The organism is Cypionkella sp. TWP1-2-1b2, assembly GCF_049896245.1.
Classification (GTDB): domain Bacteria; phylum Pseudomonadota; class Alphaproteobacteria; order Rhodobacterales; family Rhodobacteraceae; genus Cypionkella.
Map to the genome: position 1 here is coordinate 89,541 of NZ_JAFCTX010000006.1, position 15,776 is coordinate 105,316.

The window sequence follows — 15,776 nt, forward strand, 5'->3', positions numbered from 1 at the left end:
GCAATCGAGCCCATAAGAAAAGGATAACCCCTGATGACTTTGCTTCCGAAAGCCCTGCTGATCGTTGCCGCCCTTGGTTTGGCTGCCTGTAACAACCCCGACCGCTATAAAAACGGCACGGGTGCCGATGGTATGAACACTGGTGCAGGCTCTGGCATCAACACCAATGGTCTGGGCGACCCGAGCAATCCACGCTCGATCGCTTATTTCAACCAATCGGTGGGCGACCGCGTGCTATTCCCGGTGGATCAATCGACGCTGACGCCGGAAGCGCGTGGCGTGTTGGCGGGGCAAGCCTCGTGGCTGGCGACCAATGGCGATTACGCGATCATCATCGAAGGCCATGCCGATGAGCAGGGCACCCGCGAGTATAACCTTGCGTTGGGCGCGCGTCGTGCGGCTTCTGTGCAGGATTTCCTGATCAGCCAGGGCGTGTCGGCCAGCCGGATGCGGACGATTTCCTACGGCAAAGAGCGCCCGATTGAGGTCTGCTCTGACGAGGGCTGCTATTCGAAAAACCGCCGCGCTGTGACAGTGTTGTCGATGGGAACCGCAGCCTAGTTCCGGCGCTTAATGTGACGACTTGAACTGATGGGGGCTTGCCGCAGGGCGGGTCCCAACTTGAAACGGAGACTGATCTGATGCGTTGGCTGGTTCTGTGTCTTGCTCTGCTCCCTTTGCCTGCGGTTGCGCAGGACAAGGCGCAGACCCTTGCGGATCTGAAGGCCGAGTTGGGCCAGTTGTCGGCGCAGTTCAACGCCTTGAAGGCCGAGCTGGTGCAATCGGGGGCGGCTTCGACCGGCGCTGCGGGTGGTGACGCTTTGCAGCGGATGGATGCGATGGAGGCCGAGCTGACGCGGGTGACCGCGAAGGCAGAGGAAATCGAGATGAAGCTGAACCGGGTGGTCAGCGATGGCACCAACCGGATCGGTGATATCGAGTTCCGGCTGTGCGAGCAGACCGAGGGTTGCGATCCGTCGAATATCCCGGAAACTCCGGTTTTGGGTGGCGATACGGGCGGAAATTCTGCGGCGGCTCCGGCTCCGGCTCCGGCGGCTGCTGCGGCTGATCCGGCCCCGGCCGCCGCGACAGATACGACGGCGGCAGATGCGCCGGAATTGGCAATGGGCGAGAAGAACGATTTTGACCGGGCCAAGGCGGTGCTCGGTCAAGGTGACTTTCGCGGCGCCGCGGACCTCTTTGCGACCTTTACGCAATCCTATCCTGGCAGCCCGTTAAGCGAGGAAGCCAATTTCAACCGCGGCGAGGCTTTGACCAAGCTGGATGATACTGCCAACGCGGCGCGGGCCTATCTGGAGGCGTTTTCGGGTAAACCGGATGGGCCGTTTGCGGCGGAATCGCTGCTGAAGCTGGGGCAGGCCTTGGGCGTATTGGGCCAGACCCCGGATGCTTGTGTCACCTTGGCCGAGGTTGGCAACCGCTTTCCGGGCACCATTCATGCCACCAATGCGCAGGTCTCGATGCAGGGGCTGGGGTGTCCGTAAGCGGACCAGCCTCTGACTTAGAAACGCGCCTGCTGAACGAAGTCGCGCAAAGCTATGCGTGGCGAGACCCTGCACCGCAGGTGGTGGGGGTGATGGTTTCGGGCGGCGGCGATTCGATGGCGCTGCTGCATTTGATGCACAGGGCCGGGGCCTTGCGCGGCTGGCGGGTGGAAGCGATCACTGTAGATCACGGGTTGCGCGCCGAGGCGGCGGCAGAGGCCGCGATGGTGGCGCAAGTTTGCGCCGGGCTTGCGATTGCGCATCAGACAAGTGTCTGGGATCATGGTGAAATCGCGGGAAATCTGATGGATCAGGCCCGCCGCGCCCGCTACAAACTGGTGGCTGATTGGGCGCATCAACGTGATATTGCCGATGTGGTTTTGGGTCATACCTCCGACGATCAAGCTGAAACCTTTCTGATGGGGCTGGCGCGGAAAGCTGGTTTGGACGGGCTTTCCGGGATGCGGGTGGCTTGGCCAGAGCATGGCATTGGCTGGTTGCGCCCGCTGCTGTCGGTGACGCGGGACGATTTGCGGCAGTATCTGCGGGCGCAGGGTTTGGCTTGGGTGGAAGACCCGAGTAATGACGATGAGGGCTTTGCCCGCGTGAAGGCGCGCCGTGTGCTACAGGCGCTGCGCCCTTTGGGAATTACTGCGGCGACGTTGGCGGGGGTCAGCGATAATCTTGCTATGGCGCGCGGGGCGATCGGCTGGCAACTCGCCAACACGGCGCGGATGGTCTCGCAGACGGCGGCGGGATCATTGAGCTTTTCGCGTGACGGATATCTTGCGCTGCCGATGGAAATTCAACGCCGCCTGTTGATTGCCGCACTGCGCTGGACTTCGGGCGTCGCATATCCGCCGCGCGAAAGCGGGCTGATGGCAGTGCAATGGGCGATTGCTGCGCAAAAAGATGCTACCCTTGGCGGCGTGCGCTTTAAGGCCAAGACCGATACGATCCAGATTTTACGCGAGGCGAAGGCGGTGCAAAGCCTTGCCTGTCCGACCACGCAACTGTGGGACAACCGCTGGCACCTGACCGGCCCACATGCCCCCAATCTGAGCATCCGGGCGCTTGGCACCGCAGGTCTGGCCGCCTGCAACGACTGGCGCAGCGTTGGCCATCCCCGCGATGCGCTGCTGGTCACCCCGGCAATCTGGCGCGGTGATGCGCTTATTGCCGCACCCCTGGCCGGATTTTCCAATGATTGGTGCGCGAATTGCAGCCCCAGCTTCGCTTCCTTTGTCTTATCGCATTGAACCCGCGCGACTTATCTCTATCTTGAGACTAACCGCCGAAATTGGCCCCAAACGGGCCTCCCGGCCAATCAAACGGAGAAGTTCGTGGGTAACGCACGAAACATTGCATTCTGGGTCGTTCTCTTTCTGCTGATCCTTGCCCTTTTTCAAATGTTCAACACCGGGGCGGGCACGTCTTCCTCGACAAACGTGCCTTATTCTGAATTTATTCAGCGGGTTGACGCCGGAGAAGTTGCCTCGGCAACGCTGGATGGCGAAAGCGTGATCGTGAAGAGCAAGGATGGCACCAGCTACGCCACCATCGCGCCGAATGATCCGATGCTGACAGATCGGTTGCTGGCCAAGGGCGTCGAAGTGCGCGCGAAAAGCCAACAGCAATCCGGCATCCTGTCGCTGATGTCGGTCTGGTTGCCGTTCATCGTGCTGATCGGGGTGTGGATTTTCTTCATGAACCGGATGCAGGGCGGCGGCAAAGGCGGCGCGATGGGCTTTGGTAAATCGCGCGCCAAACTGCTGACCGAAAAGCAGGGCCGGGTGACGTTTGACGATGTGGCGGGCATTGATGAGGCGAAAGAGGAGTTGGAGGAGATCGTTGAATTCCTGCGCAACCCGCAGAAATTCTCGCGTCTTGGCGGCAAAATTCCGAAAGGCGCGCTGCTGGTTGGCCCTCCGGGTACGGGTAAGACCTTGCTTGCCCGCGCTATTGCTGGGGAAGCTGGCGTGCCGTTCTTCTCAATCTCTGGTTCGGATTTTGTTGAGATGTTCGTCGGCGTTGGCGCGTCTCGCGTCCGCGATATGTTTGAACAGGCGAAGAAAAATGCGCCCTGCATCGTGTTTATCGACGAGATCGACGCTGTGGGTCGTGCGCGTGGTGTCGGCGTCGGCGGCGGTAATGATGAACGTGAGCAGACCCTCAACCAGTTGCTGGTTGAGATGGACGGTTTTGACGCGAATGAAGGCGTGATCATCGTTGCTGCCACAAACCGCAAAGACGTGCTGGACCCGGCTTTGCTGCGCCCCGGACGGTTTGACCGCACCATCCATGTGCCGCACCCTGATATCAAAGGCCGTGAGAAAATCCTGTCGGTGCATGCGCGCAAAGTGCCGTCGGGCCCGGATGTTGATCTGCGGGTGATCGCGCGTGGCACGCCCGGTTTTTCTGGCGCTGATTTGGCAAACCTTGTCAACGAGGCGGCGTTGCTGGCCGCCCGCGTTGGCCGCCGCTTTGTCACCATGTCTGACTTTGAAAATGCCAAAGACAAGGTGATGATGGGGGCCGAGCGCCGCTCGATGGTGCTGACCGATGAGCAGAAAGAGCACACCGCGTATCATGAGGCGGGGCACGCGATTGTCGGCATGGCTTTGCCGAAATGCGATCCGGTTTATAAGGCGACGATCATCCCGCGCGGTGGCGCTTTGGGTATGGTGGTGAGCTTGCCCGAGATTGATCGGCTGAACTGGCACAAGGATGAGTGCAAGCAGAAGATCGCGATGACGATGGCCGGCAAAGCTGCCGAGATTATGAAATGGGGCGAAGATACCGTGTCGAACGGGCCTTCGGGCGATATTCAGCAAGCCTCGGGTCTGGCGCGCGCGATGGTGATGCGTTGGGGTATGTCGGATGCGGTTGGCAACATCGACTATGCCGAAGCGCATGAGGGTTATCAGGGCAAAACCGCCGGGCTTTCGGTGTCGGCTGAGACGAAAATGCTGATCGAGCAAGAAGTTAAGGGCCTGATCGACGAGGGCTACGAGACCGCGCGCCGCATCCTGACCGAGCAGGCCGAAGGCTTTGAACGGTTGGCGAAGGGGCTGTTGGAATATGAAACCCTGACTGGTGAGGAAATCCGCAAAGTGGTGGCTGGCGACGTGCCGAGTGCGGTCGATGACGGTATGGGCGACGGACCAAGTGGTGGTTCTGGCGTGATTGCAATCCCGAAAACCCGGGCACGCAAGCCGAAAGCGTTGCCTCCTGCGGCACCGGAGCCCTCTGCGTGAGCGCAAGCGATCAAGACTGGAGCCCCGAAACATACGCCAGGTTTCGGGGTTTGCGTTTGCGGCCCGCACTGGATTTGCTGGCGCAGGTCGGGGAATTGCCTGAGGGCGAGGTGGTTGACCTTGGCTGCGGAGATGGTGCGGTTGCGGCTGACCTGATCCTGCGATTTCCGGGGCGTCGTCTGCACGGCGTCGATAATTCGCAAGCCATGCTGGCTGAAGCGGAAAATTTGCGGCTTTATGGCCGTCTGACCCGCGCGGACATCGAACTTTGGCAACCTTTCAATGCGCCCGCGCTGATCTATTCAAACGCGGCGCTGCAATGGGTCGCCGACCATCCCAAACTGATGCCACGTCTGGCGGGCTATCTGGCCCCCGGTGGCGTGCTGGCGGTGCAGATGCCGCGGCAGTTCAAAGCCGCCTCGCATCGGTTTTTGCGCGATATTGCCGGGTCGATGTTCCCTGACCGCTTTGATTTCTCGAAAGAAACCTCGCCCTGCGCCAAGGCTGAGGACTATCACGCGCTGCTCTCGCCCTTTGGGGCGGTTGAGGCTTGGGAAACCGAATATATCCAACGGTTAGAGCCGACCATCGCGATGCATCCGGTGCGGGCTTTCACCGAAAGCACCGCGATGCGGCCGATTGTCGAAAAGCTGTCGCAAGCGGAACGCGCCAGCTTCTGCGCCGCCTATGAAGCCAGCCTTTCCGCCGCTTATCCGCTGCAAAAGGATGGCGCGGTGCTGTTCCCGTTCAAGCGGGTGTTTTTCACGCTAAAGGTTTAAGATGCCAGCACTTATCCCCACCGAATTTTACGGCACCATCACATGGATCGGTCGTGTGGCAGACCGCGATGCAGCGTTGGAAAGCGCGCCCATAAACGAGATTTTCGCGGGCTTCGACGGCCCGGAAGGCGAGGCGCATGGTGGCATCAACCGTCCCGCCTGTAGCCGAGTGGCGGCGCTTTATAAACGCAACCATCTCATCCGCAACACACGGCAATTCGCGGTGATGGCGGCGGAAGATCTGGCGCAGATCGCGGCGAAGATGGGGCTGGAAACCCTGGACCCCGCACTGCTGGGCACCAGCCTTGTGATCGCAGGCATCCCGGATTTCAGCCGTCTGCCGCCCTCGTCGCGCTTGCAGGCGACAGGCGGCGCGACCCTTGTGGTCGATATGGAAAACCGCCCCTGCACCTTGCCCGCCCGCCCGATTGAGAACACTCATCCGGGGTACGGCAAAGCCTTCAAACCCGCGGCGCAGGGCCTGCGCGGGATCACCGCTTGGGTGGAAGCCGAGGGCACCCTTCGCTTGGGCGCAAAGATGCGGCTGTTCATCCCGGATCAACCGATTTGGGCGCAACTGGGCGGTGCTAGGGACGGCAAGACCCTAATCTAAAGAAAGAAATCGCCCACCACCAGCACGCTGACGTTCTTGACCAGAATGGCGAAATCTGCCGTCAGATCGCCGTTTAGATCGCCGCTGACGATCACGTCATTGCCCGATGTCGCGTAATGCACCAGACCCAGTCTGTGATCAAACGCGGCGGTGCCGATGAAGGTAAAGGCCTGATCTGTGCCGCCCGGCACCGCATCCATGCCGCGCAGGTCAATGTGATCGGCCTCGATGTGGTGAAAGTCAAACACCGTGTCACGGCCTGCCAGCGCGATGGTCGAACTTGGAGCGGTTTGGAACACAAAGCGATCCGCGCCTGCTCCGCCATAAAGTCGATCTGCCCCAAGACCACCCACCAGCACATCGTTGCCATCACCGCCCGCGAGCAGATCATTGCCCTGCTCGCCCAGCAGAGAATCATTGCCCGCGCCGCCATATCCATCATCGACGCCGCCGCCCAGAATCAGCGCATCATCACCCAGACCGCCGTAAAAGCTGTTGTCATTGCCGCCAAAGCTGACCGCCGTTTTGACCGTATCCGTAAGACGGTCTGCCAAGTTTGACCCAATAATGTCGCTAAAGCCGCCAATGATATCCCCCTGCGCATCGCCGCCCGCGCCTGTCGTGGTGGTGCCATAGGTCAACGCCACGATCACGCCCGCAACCGAGCCGTAATAGGACAGCGTATCATTGCCATCCGCGCCGCCAAACATCACATCCGCGCCCGCGCCGCCGTTGATCAGATCGCGCCCGCCGCCGCCGTTCAGGCTATCCGCGCCAGTGCCGCCGTAAAGCCAGTCATTGCCCTGATCGCCGTTGATTGCGTCATCGCCCGCGCCGCCTAAAATCGAGTCGTTGCCTTCAAATCCCGAGATTGTGTCGTTGCCACCCGGCCCGGTGGCTGCGGCGTCGCCATATAGAATGTTCGCAACCTCATTGCCTTGGATGAAATCCGCACTGTTGGCGCCACGCACATTCTCTATCAGGCCGTTGATCACCAAACGATGGCCTTGCCCCGCTACAGGGTCGAACCGTGCCGAGGCTTGGGTCGAGACGCCATTGATACTCCAGTAGCCGAGCCGGATATCAGTGCCCACCGGGTAGCTGCCGCCAACCACCAGCCAATCCAGCCCGATGCCATCATCGCTGAGGGTGACGGTTGTGGTGGTTGGGGCAAGAATATCGGCGTTGTAAATGGTATTGGTCATGGAAAACTCCTGTGAAAAGGCGATCTAAGCGGGCAGTGCAATCAAAGCAGATAAAAAATCGTCGCTGAACTGATCCAAGGTTAAGCCAAGCGTGGCTTTCGCTCAAGCGTTGCGTTGGACAAAGCGAATGACAAATGCCGTCAGGTCGTGCGGAATATATATTCCGATATGGAATTTTTCCTCCACCGGCCCCGCACTTTCCGATCGGAAACCTAAGCTGGCGAATTTGGATGGGAAGAAGTCGGAAAAGCGCGTTTGAATTGCCGTTTTCTCCGCTATCACGTCGCCAACGGGACAGTCCGTGCCCCTTGGGAGAATGAAATGGCCTTCAAAACCGACATCGAGATTGCCCGCGAAGCCAAGAAGTTGCCGATCATGGAGATTGGCGCGAAACTTGGCATCCCGTCCGAGCATCTGCTGCCCTACGGTCATGACAAAGCCAAGGTGAGCCAAGAGTTCATCAAATCTTTGGCAGATCGCCCGGATGGCAAGCTGATTTTGGTGACCGCGATCAACCCGACGCCTGCTGGCGAAGGTAAGACCACCACCACCGTCGGCTTGGGTGATGGCCTGAACCGCATCGGCAAAAAGGCTGTGGTTTGTATCCGTGAAGCGTCGCTGGGGCCGAACTTTGGAATGAAGGGGGGTGCTGCCGGTGGCGGTTACTCCCAGGTCGTTCCGATGGAAGAAATGAACCTGCATTTCACCGGCGACTTCCACGCGATCACTTCGGCCCACAACCTGCTGTCGGCGATGATCGACAACCACATCTACTGGGGCAACAGCCTTGAGATCGACGCCCGCCGCATCGTCTGGCGTCGCGTGATGGACATGAATGACCGTGCGTTGCGCGATATCGTGGTTAACTTGGGTGGCGTGTCGAACGGCTTCCCGCGTCAGACCGGCTTTGATATCACCGTGGCTTCGGAAGTCATGGCGATCCTGTGCCTTTCCAATGACTTGGAAGATTTGGAAAAACGTCTCGGCGATATCGTTGTCGCGTACACCCGCGCCAAAACCCCGATCTACTGCCGCGATATCAAGGCCGACGGCGCGATGACCGTTCTCTTGAAAGACGCGATGCAGCCGAATATTGTGCAGACGTTGGAAAACAACCCGGCCTTCGTGCATGGCGGTCCGTTTGCCAACATCGCCCATGGTTGTAACTCGGTTATCGCCACAAAAACCGCGCTGAAACTTGGCGAGTATGTGGTGACCGAAGCGGGCTTCGGTGCTGACTTGGGCGCGGAGAAATTCTTCGACATCAAATGCCGCAAGGCTGGTTTGAAGCCTTCGGCTGCGGTGATCGTGGCAACTGTGCGCGCGATGAAGATGAACGGCGGCGTGGCCAAGGCTGATCTGGGTGCGGAAAACGTTGAAGCGGTGAAGAAAGGTTGCCCGAATTTGGGCCGCCACATCGGCAACGTCAAAGGCTTTGGCGTGCCGGTTGTGGTCGCGATCAACCACTTCTTCAGCGACACCGATGCCGAGATTGCAGCCGTGAAAGCCTATGTCGCCGAGCAGGGCGCAGAGGCGATCTTGTGCAAACATTGGGCTTTGGGGTCGGAAGGCATCGAAGAACTGGCGCATAAAGTTGTGCAAATGGCCGAGTCTGGTGCGGCCAACTTCGCACCTTTGTATCCCGATGACATGCCTTTGTTCCAAAAGCTGGAAACCATCGCCAAACGGATCTATCACGCCGATGCGGTGATCGCCGACAAGTCGATCCGCGACCAGTTGCGGGTTTGGGAAGCGGCGGGCTACGGCCATCTGCCGATCTGCGTGGCGAAGACCCAGTACAGCTTCACCACCGATCCGACCGTGCGCGGCGCGCCGACCGGCCATACCGTGCCCGTGCGTGAAGTGCGGCTGTCGGCGGGCGCTGGCTTCGTCGTCGCGATCTGCGGTGAGATCATGACCATGCCGGGTCTGCCGAAAGTGCCGTCCGCCGAAGTGATCCGTCTGAACGCGGATGGCAACGTCGAAGGGCTGTTCTAAACCGCCCCGAAAACGGCTGGGGCCATTCGTCACCTTGCCTTTGGGCGGCATCGGAATTAACTCCGTGTCAGCCCAAAGGAGAGCGCGATGAAGGCCCCCGCTGATTGCCATTCTATGCAGGAACTCCGCGTGCAAATTGATCTTCTGGATGCAGAGATCGTGGCGAAACTGGCGGCGCGTGCGGGCTATATCGACCGCGCCATTGCGTTGAAACAGATCGAACACTTGCCCGCGCGGATCGAAGACCGGGTCGAGCAGGTGGTCGAACGCGTGCGGGCGCGGGCCTTGGTCGAAGGCTTGGACCCTGCGCTGACGGAAGACCTTTGGCGGCGGTTGATCGAATGGTCGATTGCCCGAGAGGAACAGGTTCTGGGGCCGAATAGCCCCTGAAAGGGCGGTATGACGGCGACGCTGATTGACGGAAAAGCCATCGCGGCGCGGATGCGGGGCGAAACCTTGCTGGAAGCGCAGGCTTTGACGGATGCGGGCTGGACGCCGAAACTGGTGTCGATCTCGGTGGGCGATGTGGCTGCGGCGGAGTTGTATGTGCGCAACCAGCAACGGCAGGCGCAGGATGCGGGCGTCGGGTTTGAGGCGCGGAATTACCCTGAAAGCATTTCGCTGGAACAGCTTATCGGCGTTTTGGCGGGCCTGAACGCTGATCCGCGCGTCAATGGCATCATCATTCAGCGGCCCTTGCCCGGCCATATCCCGGTGAAGGCGCTGCAAAAGGCGGTGCATCCGCTGAAGGATGTCGAGGGGATGCACCCCGCTAGCATTGGCAATATCGTCTATAACGATCTGGCGCTTGGCCCCTGCACGGCAGTGGCTGCGGTGGAGATTCTGAAAACCCTGCCGCTGAAGTTGGAGGGCTTGGATGTCTGCGTCATTGGCCACTCTGAAATCGTCGGCAAACCGATTGCTTTCCTGATGATGGGGCTGGGCGCAACTGTCACCGTTTGCCACCACATGACCCGTCAAGTCGCCGTCCACAGCCGTGCCGCCGATGCGGTGTTTGTTGCGGTGGGCAAGCCGGGGCTTGTCACCGGAGCGATGCTGAAACCCGGCTCAGCACTGATCGACATTGGCATCAACCGGGTCGATGGCAAAACCGTCGGCGATGCGGATTTTGAAAGCTGCCGATCCGTGGCAGGCTGGATCACCCCGGTGCCCGGTGGTGTTGGCCCGGTGACCGTCGCCACATTGATGAAAAACGCCGTTCTGGCGACCCGGATGCAAATGGACCATTATCGCAGCGCCTTCGCGGCTGCGAGCTAGGAGAATAACATGACCGCTACAGTGATCGACGGCAAAGTTTTTGCAGCCAAAGTGCGTGCGCAAGTGCAGGCGCATGTCGCCAAATTGCGCGAAAGCCACGGCATCCAGCCGGGCCTCGCGGTGGTTCTGGTCGGCGAAGACCCCGCATCGCAGGTTTACGTGCGCAACAAACACGCCTCGACCATTGAGGTCGGAATGGCATCTTTCGAACATCGCTTGGCTGCGGACACCTCTGAGGCTGATCTGCTGGCCCTGGTCAATTCCTTGAACGCCGATCCGAAAGTTCACGCCATTCTCGTGCAGTTGCCGCTGCCTGCTCATCTGAATTCTGAACTGATCATCAACACGATTGATCCGGCGAAGGATGTCGATGGCTTTCATATTTCCAATGTTGGCCTCTTGGGCACCGGGCAAAAGAGCATGGTGCCCTGCACCCCGCTCGGCTGCCTGATGATGCTGCGCGACCATCATGGCAGCCTCGCGGGTCTGAATGCGGTGGTGGTGGGCCGCTCCAACATCGTTGGCAAACCGATGGCGCAGCTGCTTTTGGGCGACAGCTGCACCGTCACCATCGCGCATTCCCGCACCAAAGATCTTGCCGCTGTCTGCCGGGGCGCGGATATTCTGGTCGCCGCCGTCGGTCGCCCGGAAATGATCACCGGAGATTACGTAAAGCCCGGAGCCACGGTGATCGACGTGGGTATCAACCGCATTGAGCGCGATGGCAAAAACAAGCTGGTGGGCGACGTGCATTACGAATCAGCCGCGAAAGTCGCGGGCGCGATCACCCCGGTTCCGGGTGGTGTCGGCCCGATGACCATCGCTTGCCTGCTCGCCAATGCCCTTACGGCATGTTGCCGCGTCAATGGCCTTCCCGAACCCGACGGTTTGACCGCCTGATACCCGTATAGCGTTGTTAAAACGCAGCAGTTGTCCATTTGGATAGTTGAAATGATTGCCACAATCCAAACCAGTCGCTAAGCACTGCCGCAGTAACCAGTAACGCGCCAGAGGCCCATGTCGGCGTTCGCCCATAGATTTAAGCAAGAAATAAGCTCTGGCGTGTCCCTTATGTTTTGGGCAGGCCTGATCCTATTCGTCGCCATGACCGGGCCGTTTGGCACCTACGCGGCCTATAGTTTTGGCCAGCGTTTGCTGGCGGTAGCACCCCTGTTGGCGGCGTTTATGCTGGTGGGGGTGGTGATCCGCGCGCTGGTGTTCAGCACGCTGCCGCCGTGGCGGTTTCGCTGGGCCTCGGCGCTGAATGCGGGCCTTGCCAGCCTGATCATCGCGCCGATGCTGGATCATTTTTTGCACCAGATCCCGCCGACCGACACCGTCAGCTATCCCGGTTTGGGTGAGTTGATGCTGCTGGTGTTTTCGCTGTCGCTGGGGCTGTCGTCGTTGCGCCGTACGGTCGCGTCAGACTTTGACCCGCCGCCTGCCGCGCCCGAACCCGCGACGGCGACGGAACCAGAACTCGAAGCGCCACGTCTGCCCCGGCTGCTGCAGCGGCTGGAGATGGACGCGCCCGGCGCTTTGTGGTCGATTTCGGTGCGCGATCACTATGTCGATGTGCAGTCCAACTCTGGCATCACCAGCCTTCTGATGCGGTTCAGCGATGCGATGGCCGAGACGGCTCCGGTTGAGGGCGCGCAAATCCACCGCTCGCATTGGGTGGCATGGGAGGCGGTGCAGGGGGTCGAGCGCGACGGTGCCAAGCTGTTCATGGTGCTGGAGGGCGGCAATCGTCTGCCGGTCTCAAAGAACCACCGTGAAAAACTGGTGGCGCGCGGCTTGCTGTAGGGCCTGGCGCGTGACAGGTTTTGATAGCAACCTACTTATCAAAAAACGCGTTCTAGCCTTTGCGAGAAGCCGCGATTTTCGATTAAATCCAAACCTGACACGCTTTAGCGCGGCATCGGCAGGGGCAGGGCGGTTTTGCCAATCGCCACTGCGCGGGCTTGTGGTTGCATCAGCGCGGTCAGCGCCGGATCATGGCTCCACAACCCGCCTGTGTAGCTGCCATAGGCGGGTAGGATCACGCGCACTTCGTCCAGCAAAAAACAGCGCCGCACTTGGCCTGCCAGCCGCAGCTTTGGGTGATAATGGCCTGAAATCTCGGGCGTTTGCGCCGTGGCGATATGGCGAAAGGCCAGCGGCCCGATCTTCAGTTCCGCCCGGTGACTGCCGCCCAAAGCAAATGGGCCCGCGTCATGGTTGCCCTCAATCCAGACCCAATCGCGCCCCGCCATCAACCGGGTCAGCCAAAGCTGATCGGCGGGGTCCATCGCTTCGGCGGCACGCAGATCATCAAAACTGTCGCCCAGACAGATCACCACCCGCGCCCCGGTCGCCTCCAGATCATCATCCAGCCGTTGTAGCGTATCGCGGGTCTCGAAGGGTGGCAGCAGCGCACCGCCGCGCCGCGCAAGGCGTTCCGACTTGCCGAAATGCAGGTCAGACACCACCAACAGCCGTTCGGCAGGCCAATGCAACGCCCCGGAAGGCAGGGCGTGCAGATCAGCCGAGGCAAGCGAAAACCGATACATGGCCGCAGCTTTGCCCTGTGCTGGCAAGGTTGACAAGACCTGGCCGCATCCCGTGGCAACGCCGGCGCGCGGGCTCGATGCCCGCCAAGCTGGCCGCTGTTTCAGGTCAACCCCGCATCCCGCATCAGTTGCACTGCCGCATCTTCCGCCAAACGCTCGCGGCCCTTGCCGTCAACCGGAACCTTGCCCATCTCCAAAAACAGCGGCGCGGCAAGCGGCGAGGGGCGCTCCAGCCGGACATGATCCACCCTATCGCCGATCCGCTGCAACATCGCCTCCAACCGCCCGAAATCAACCAGCCCGCGCATCGCCGCATCCTTGGTGATCGCCAGCATCAGATGGCCCGCGTCATATTTGCGCAGCGTGTCATAAAGGATATCCGACGAAAACGTCGCCTGCCGCCCGGATTTGCGCCGGCCCTGATGGCTGCGCTCGATCAGCCCGGCGATGATCGCCACATTGCGGAAGGTGCGCTTCATCACCGCATTGCCGCCCAGCCAACCCTCCAGATCGGCGCGCAAGCTGGCACGGTCAAGCAACGCCGCCGGATCACGCACCTCTGTCAGCCCCCAGATCATCGTGGCATAATCGGTGGCGACAAAGCCCAAAGGGTGCAGTCCCTGATCCTCCATGCGTTTGGTCAGCAAAAGGCCCAAGGTCTGCTGCGCATTGCGCCCCGCGAAACCATACAAAACCAGATGCTGCCGTGCCTCATAGCCAAAGGTTTCCACCAGCAGCCGCCCCGGCTGCGGCAGCTGCGAGACCTCACGCTGCAAGGCCAGCCAATGCGCGGTGTGGCTGGGCAGATCGGGCCATTCCCCCTGCTGGAAAATCTGCAAAATCCGCTCGGACAGTTGCGTCGAGGTGGCGAATTTCGTCCCCGAGAACACCGCCACTTTCGGATCACGCCCCGGTTGCCGCGTCACCTCTACCGTCATCTCGCGCAAACCGTCATAGCGCACCACCTGCCCGCCGATCAGAAAGGTATCGCCGGGGGTCAGAGTGCTCGCGAAACTTTCCTCGATCTCGCCCAAAGGCGTGCCACCCATCCGCCCCTTCAGCCGCACTTTCAGCGTCTCGGTGTCGATGATTGTGCCAAGGTTCTGCCGGATCACTGCGGCGGCACGCGGGTCACGCAAAGACCATTTGCCATCGCGGATCATCAACCGTTGCCATTTGTCATAAGCGCGCAGGGCATAGCCGCCAGTGGCGACAAAATCCAGACAGCTGTCAAAATCGGTCCGCGTCAGACCCGCATAGGGCCCCGCCGTGATCACTTCGGCATAAAGCGCATCCGCGTCAAACGGGGCCGAGCAGGCGGTGGCGAGGATATGCTGGCACAAAACGTCCAGCGGCCCCGGCCCGCGTGGATCACCATCAAGCTGATGCGCTTTCACCGCTTGCAAGGCCGCCTGACATTCCACCACCTCAAAGCGGTTGGCAGGCACCAGCAGCGCTTTCGACGGCGCATTGTAGCGGTGGTTGGCGCGGCCAATGCGCTGCACCAAACGCTTGACGTTCTTGGGTGCCCCGACCTGAACGACCAGATCGACATCGCCCCAGTCTATCCCGAGATCGAGGCTGCCGGTGCAGACAATCGCGCGCAGGCGACCATCGACCATCGCCTGCTCCACCCGGTCGCGCTGCTCACGCGACAAGCTGCCGTGGTGGATGCCAATCGGCAGATCGTCAGTATTCAGCAACCACAGCCGATGAAAGAAAATCTCGGCCTGCGCGCGGGTGTTGTGAAAGATCAGCGTGGTTTTATGAAACTTGACCTGATCGAGAATCGCCGGAATCGCATAATGCGCGCCATTGCCCGCCCAAGGCGGCGGTTGTTGCGTGATCAGCATCGAAATATCCGGGTCCGGCCCCGGGTCGGCCTGCATCACCTGCGTGCCCGCGCCAAGAAAGGCCGCGAGTGCCGGCGGGTCTTCTACCGTCGCCGACAGCCCCACCCGCCGCAGGCCCGGAGCCAAAGTCTCCAGCCGCGCCAGTTGCAGCATCAACTGATCACCGCGTTTGTTTTCGGCAAGCGCATGAATTTCATCGACAATCACCCGAGACAGCCCGGCGAAAATCCGTGGCGCATCCTCGTAGCTGAGCAGCAACGCCAGGCTTTCCGGCGTGGTCAGCAGGATATGCGGCGGATCGGCGCGCTGCCTGCGGCGCTGGGTGTAGGTGGTATCGCCAGTGCGGTCCTCGATGCGAATTGGCAGACCAGCACCTTCGACCGGCCTGCGCAAATTGCGCCGAATATCCGCCGTCAGCGCTTTCAGCGGCGAGATATACAGCGTGTGCAACCCCTTGTGCGAACCCGCCGCCAGTTCCGCCAAACTCGGCAAAAACCCCGCGAGAGTCTTGCCCCCACCCGTCGGCGCGATCAGCAAAGTCGAGGCATCCGCCGCCCGCTCCAACATCGCCAGTTGATGCGGATGCAAGGCCCAGCCTTGGGCAGCAAACCATTCGCTAAGGGCGGCGGGTAATTCCATCCCCGCAAGCTAGGGCGCGCGGGCGCGCAGGAAAACCCTCTGTCTCCTAAACAATTTCATCTTGGCCTAAATACTCCCGCCGGAGGCTTCCACCGCC

14 protein-coding genes are annotated in these 15,776 nt (G+C 60.6%); 11 read left to right on the top strand and 3 right to left on the bottom strand.

The features are described from left to right. The first annotated feature begins 33 nt into the window (after positions 1 to 33). From pal to ACP7AP_RS05525, 6 genes are all read left to right on the top strand, one after another. Positions 34 to 561 (top strand): peptidoglycan-associated lipoprotein Pal, encoded by a 528-nt coding sequence (pal, locus tag ACP7AP_RS05500; protein ID WP_426033037.1) that lies wholly within the window; start codon positions 34 to 36, stop codon positions 559 to 561. Between the two features lie 80 nt (positions 562 to 641). After that, the gene (gene ybgF, locus ACP7AP_RS05505) at positions 642 to 1,505 is read left to right on the top strand and encodes a tol-pal system protein YbgF (protein ID WP_426033039.1); all 864 of its coding nucleotides are present in this window, start codon (positions 642 to 644) and stop codon (positions 1,503 to 1,505) included. Then, entirely contained in the window at positions 1,496 to 2,764 is a 1,269-nt protein-coding gene (tilS, locus tag ACP7AP_RS05510; protein WP_426033041.1) for a tRNA lysidine(34) synthetase TilS, read from the top strand. Before ybgF ends, tilS begins: the two co-directional genes overlap by 10 nt. 84 nt (positions 2,765 to 2,848) lie before the next feature. Next, positions 2,849 to 4,762 carry an ATP-dependent zinc metalloprotease FtsH gene (gene ftsH / locus ACP7AP_RS05515; protein ID WP_426033043.1) on the top strand — a complete coding sequence of 638 codons (1,914 nt, stop codon included), beginning with the start codon at positions 2,849 to 2,851 and terminating at the stop codon, positions 4,760 to 4,762. Continuing rightward, positions 4,759 to 5,541 carry a methyltransferase domain-containing protein gene (locus ACP7AP_RS05520; protein ID WP_426033045.1) on the top strand — a complete coding sequence of 261 codons (783 nt, stop codon included), beginning with the start codon at positions 4,759 to 4,761 and terminating at the stop codon, positions 5,539 to 5,541. The genes ftsH and ACP7AP_RS05520 overlap by 4 nt, the downstream gene beginning before the upstream one ends. A 1-nt stretch (position 5,542) precedes the next feature. Continuing rightward, positions 5,543 to 6,154: an MOSC domain-containing protein gene (locus ACP7AP_RS05525; protein WP_426033047.1), complete on the top strand. Its 612-nt coding sequence runs from the start codon at positions 5,543 to 5,545 to the stop codon at positions 6,152 to 6,154. Here ACP7AP_RS05525 and ACP7AP_RS05530 read toward each other — a convergent pair. Further along, the gene (locus ACP7AP_RS05530; RefSeq protein WP_426033049.1) at positions 6,151 to 7,359 is read right to left on the bottom strand and encodes a calcium-binding protein; all 1,209 of its coding nucleotides are present in this window, start codon (positions 7,357 to 7,359) and stop codon (positions 6,151 to 6,153) included. The genes ACP7AP_RS05525 and ACP7AP_RS05530 overlap by 4 nt on opposite strands. A 321-nt stretch (positions 7,360 to 7,680) precedes the next feature. Here ACP7AP_RS05530 and ACP7AP_RS05535 point away from each other — a divergent pair, with 321 nt between their 5' ends. The 5 genes from ACP7AP_RS05535 to ACP7AP_RS05555 all read left to right on the top strand — a co-directional run bounded on the left by ACP7AP_RS05535 (position 7,681) and on the right by ACP7AP_RS05555 (position 12,441). After that, on the top strand, positions 7,681 to 9,357 hold the full coding sequence (locus ACP7AP_RS05535; RefSeq protein ID WP_426033051.1) for a formate--tetrahydrofolate ligase: 1,677 nt from the start codon (positions 7,681 to 7,683) through the stop codon (positions 9,355 to 9,357). A gap of 87 nt (positions 9,358 to 9,444) precedes the next feature. Next, positions 9,445 to 9,747 carry a chorismate mutase gene (locus ACP7AP_RS05540; protein WP_426033053.1) on the top strand — a complete coding sequence of 101 codons (303 nt, stop codon included), beginning with the start codon at positions 9,445 to 9,447 and terminating at the stop codon, positions 9,745 to 9,747. A gap of 9 nt (positions 9,748 to 9,756) precedes the next feature. Beyond that, complete coding sequence (locus tag ACP7AP_RS05545) at positions 9,757 to 10,635, top strand: bifunctional 5,10-methylenetetrahydrofolate dehydrogenase/5,10-methenyltetrahydrofolate cyclohydrolase (RefSeq protein WP_426033055.1); 879 nt, start codon at positions 9,757 to 9,759, stop codon at positions 10,633 to 10,635. Positions 10,636 to 10,644: 9 nt separating this feature from the next. Next, positions 10,645 to 11,535 (top strand): bifunctional methylenetetrahydrofolate dehydrogenase/methenyltetrahydrofolate cyclohydrolase FolD, encoded by an 891-nt coding sequence (gene folD / locus ACP7AP_RS05550; RefSeq protein ID WP_426033057.1) that lies wholly within the window; start codon positions 10,645 to 10,647, stop codon positions 11,533 to 11,535. Positions 11,536 to 11,706: 171 nt separating this feature from the next. Beyond that, on the top strand, positions 11,707 to 12,441 hold the full coding sequence (locus ACP7AP_RS05555; protein ID WP_426033189.1) for a LytTR family DNA-binding domain-containing protein: 735 nt from the start codon (positions 11,707 to 11,709) through the stop codon (positions 12,439 to 12,441). 104 nt (positions 12,442 to 12,545) lie between these two features. Here ACP7AP_RS05555 and pdeM read toward each other — a convergent pair whose 3' ends face one another. Together pdeM and ACP7AP_RS05565 are read right to left on the bottom strand one after the other, a co-directional pair. Beyond that, complete coding sequence (pdeM, locus tag ACP7AP_RS05560) at positions 12,546 to 13,187, bottom strand: ligase-associated DNA damage response endonuclease PdeM (protein WP_426033059.1); 642 nt, start codon at positions 13,185 to 13,187, stop codon at positions 12,546 to 12,548. A 101-nt stretch (positions 13,188 to 13,288) separates the two neighbouring features. Further along, positions 13,289 to 15,679, bottom strand: a complete 2,391-nt coding sequence (locus ACP7AP_RS05565; protein WP_426033061.1) for a ligase-associated DNA damage response DEXH box helicase — start codon at positions 15,677 to 15,679, stop codon at positions 13,289 to 13,291. Between the last annotated feature and the right edge of the window lie 97 nt (positions 15,680 to 15,776).

Excerpts from the sequence above, each read along its gene's own strand:
- pal (WP_426033037.1), top strand. The coding sequence starts at position 34 with ATGACTTTGCTTCCGAAAGCCCTGCTGATCGTTGCCGCCCTTGGTTTG.
- ybgF (WP_426033039.1), top strand. The coding sequence starts at position 642 with ATGCGTTGGCTGGTTCTGTGTCTTGCTCTGCTCCCTTTGCCTGCGGTT.
- ACP7AP_RS05525 (WP_426033047.1), top strand. The coding sequence starts at position 5,543 with ATGCCAGCACTTATCCCCACCGAATTTTACGGCACCATCACATGGATC.
- ACP7AP_RS05530 (WP_426033049.1), bottom strand. The coding sequence starts at position 7,359 with ATGACCAATACCATTTACAACGCCGATATTCTTGCCCCAACCACCACA.
- ACP7AP_RS05535 (WP_426033051.1), top strand. The coding sequence starts at position 7,681 with ATGGCCTTCAAAACCGACATCGAGATTGCCCGCGAAGCCAAGAAGTTG.
- ACP7AP_RS05540 (WP_426033053.1), top strand. The coding sequence starts at position 9,445 with ATGAAGGCCCCCGCTGATTGCCATTCTATGCAGGAACTCCGCGTGCAA.
- ACP7AP_RS05545 (WP_426033055.1), top strand. The coding sequence starts at position 9,757 with ATGACGGCGACGCTGATTGACGGAAAAGCCATCGCGGCGCGGATGCGG.
- folD (WP_426033057.1), top strand. The coding sequence starts at position 10,645 with ATGACCGCTACAGTGATCGACGGCAAAGTTTTTGCAGCCAAAGTGCGT.
- ACP7AP_RS05555 (WP_426033189.1), top strand. The coding sequence starts at position 11,707 with ATGTTTTGGGCAGGCCTGATCCTATTCGTCGCCATGACCGGGCCGTTT.
- pdeM (WP_426033059.1), bottom strand. The coding sequence starts at position 13,187 with ATGTATCGGTTTTCGCTTGCCTCGGCTGATCTGCACGCCCTGCCTTCC.
- ACP7AP_RS05565 (WP_426033061.1), bottom strand. The coding sequence starts at position 15,679 with ATGGAATTACCCGCCGCCCTTAGCGAATGGTTTGCTGCCCAAGGCTGG.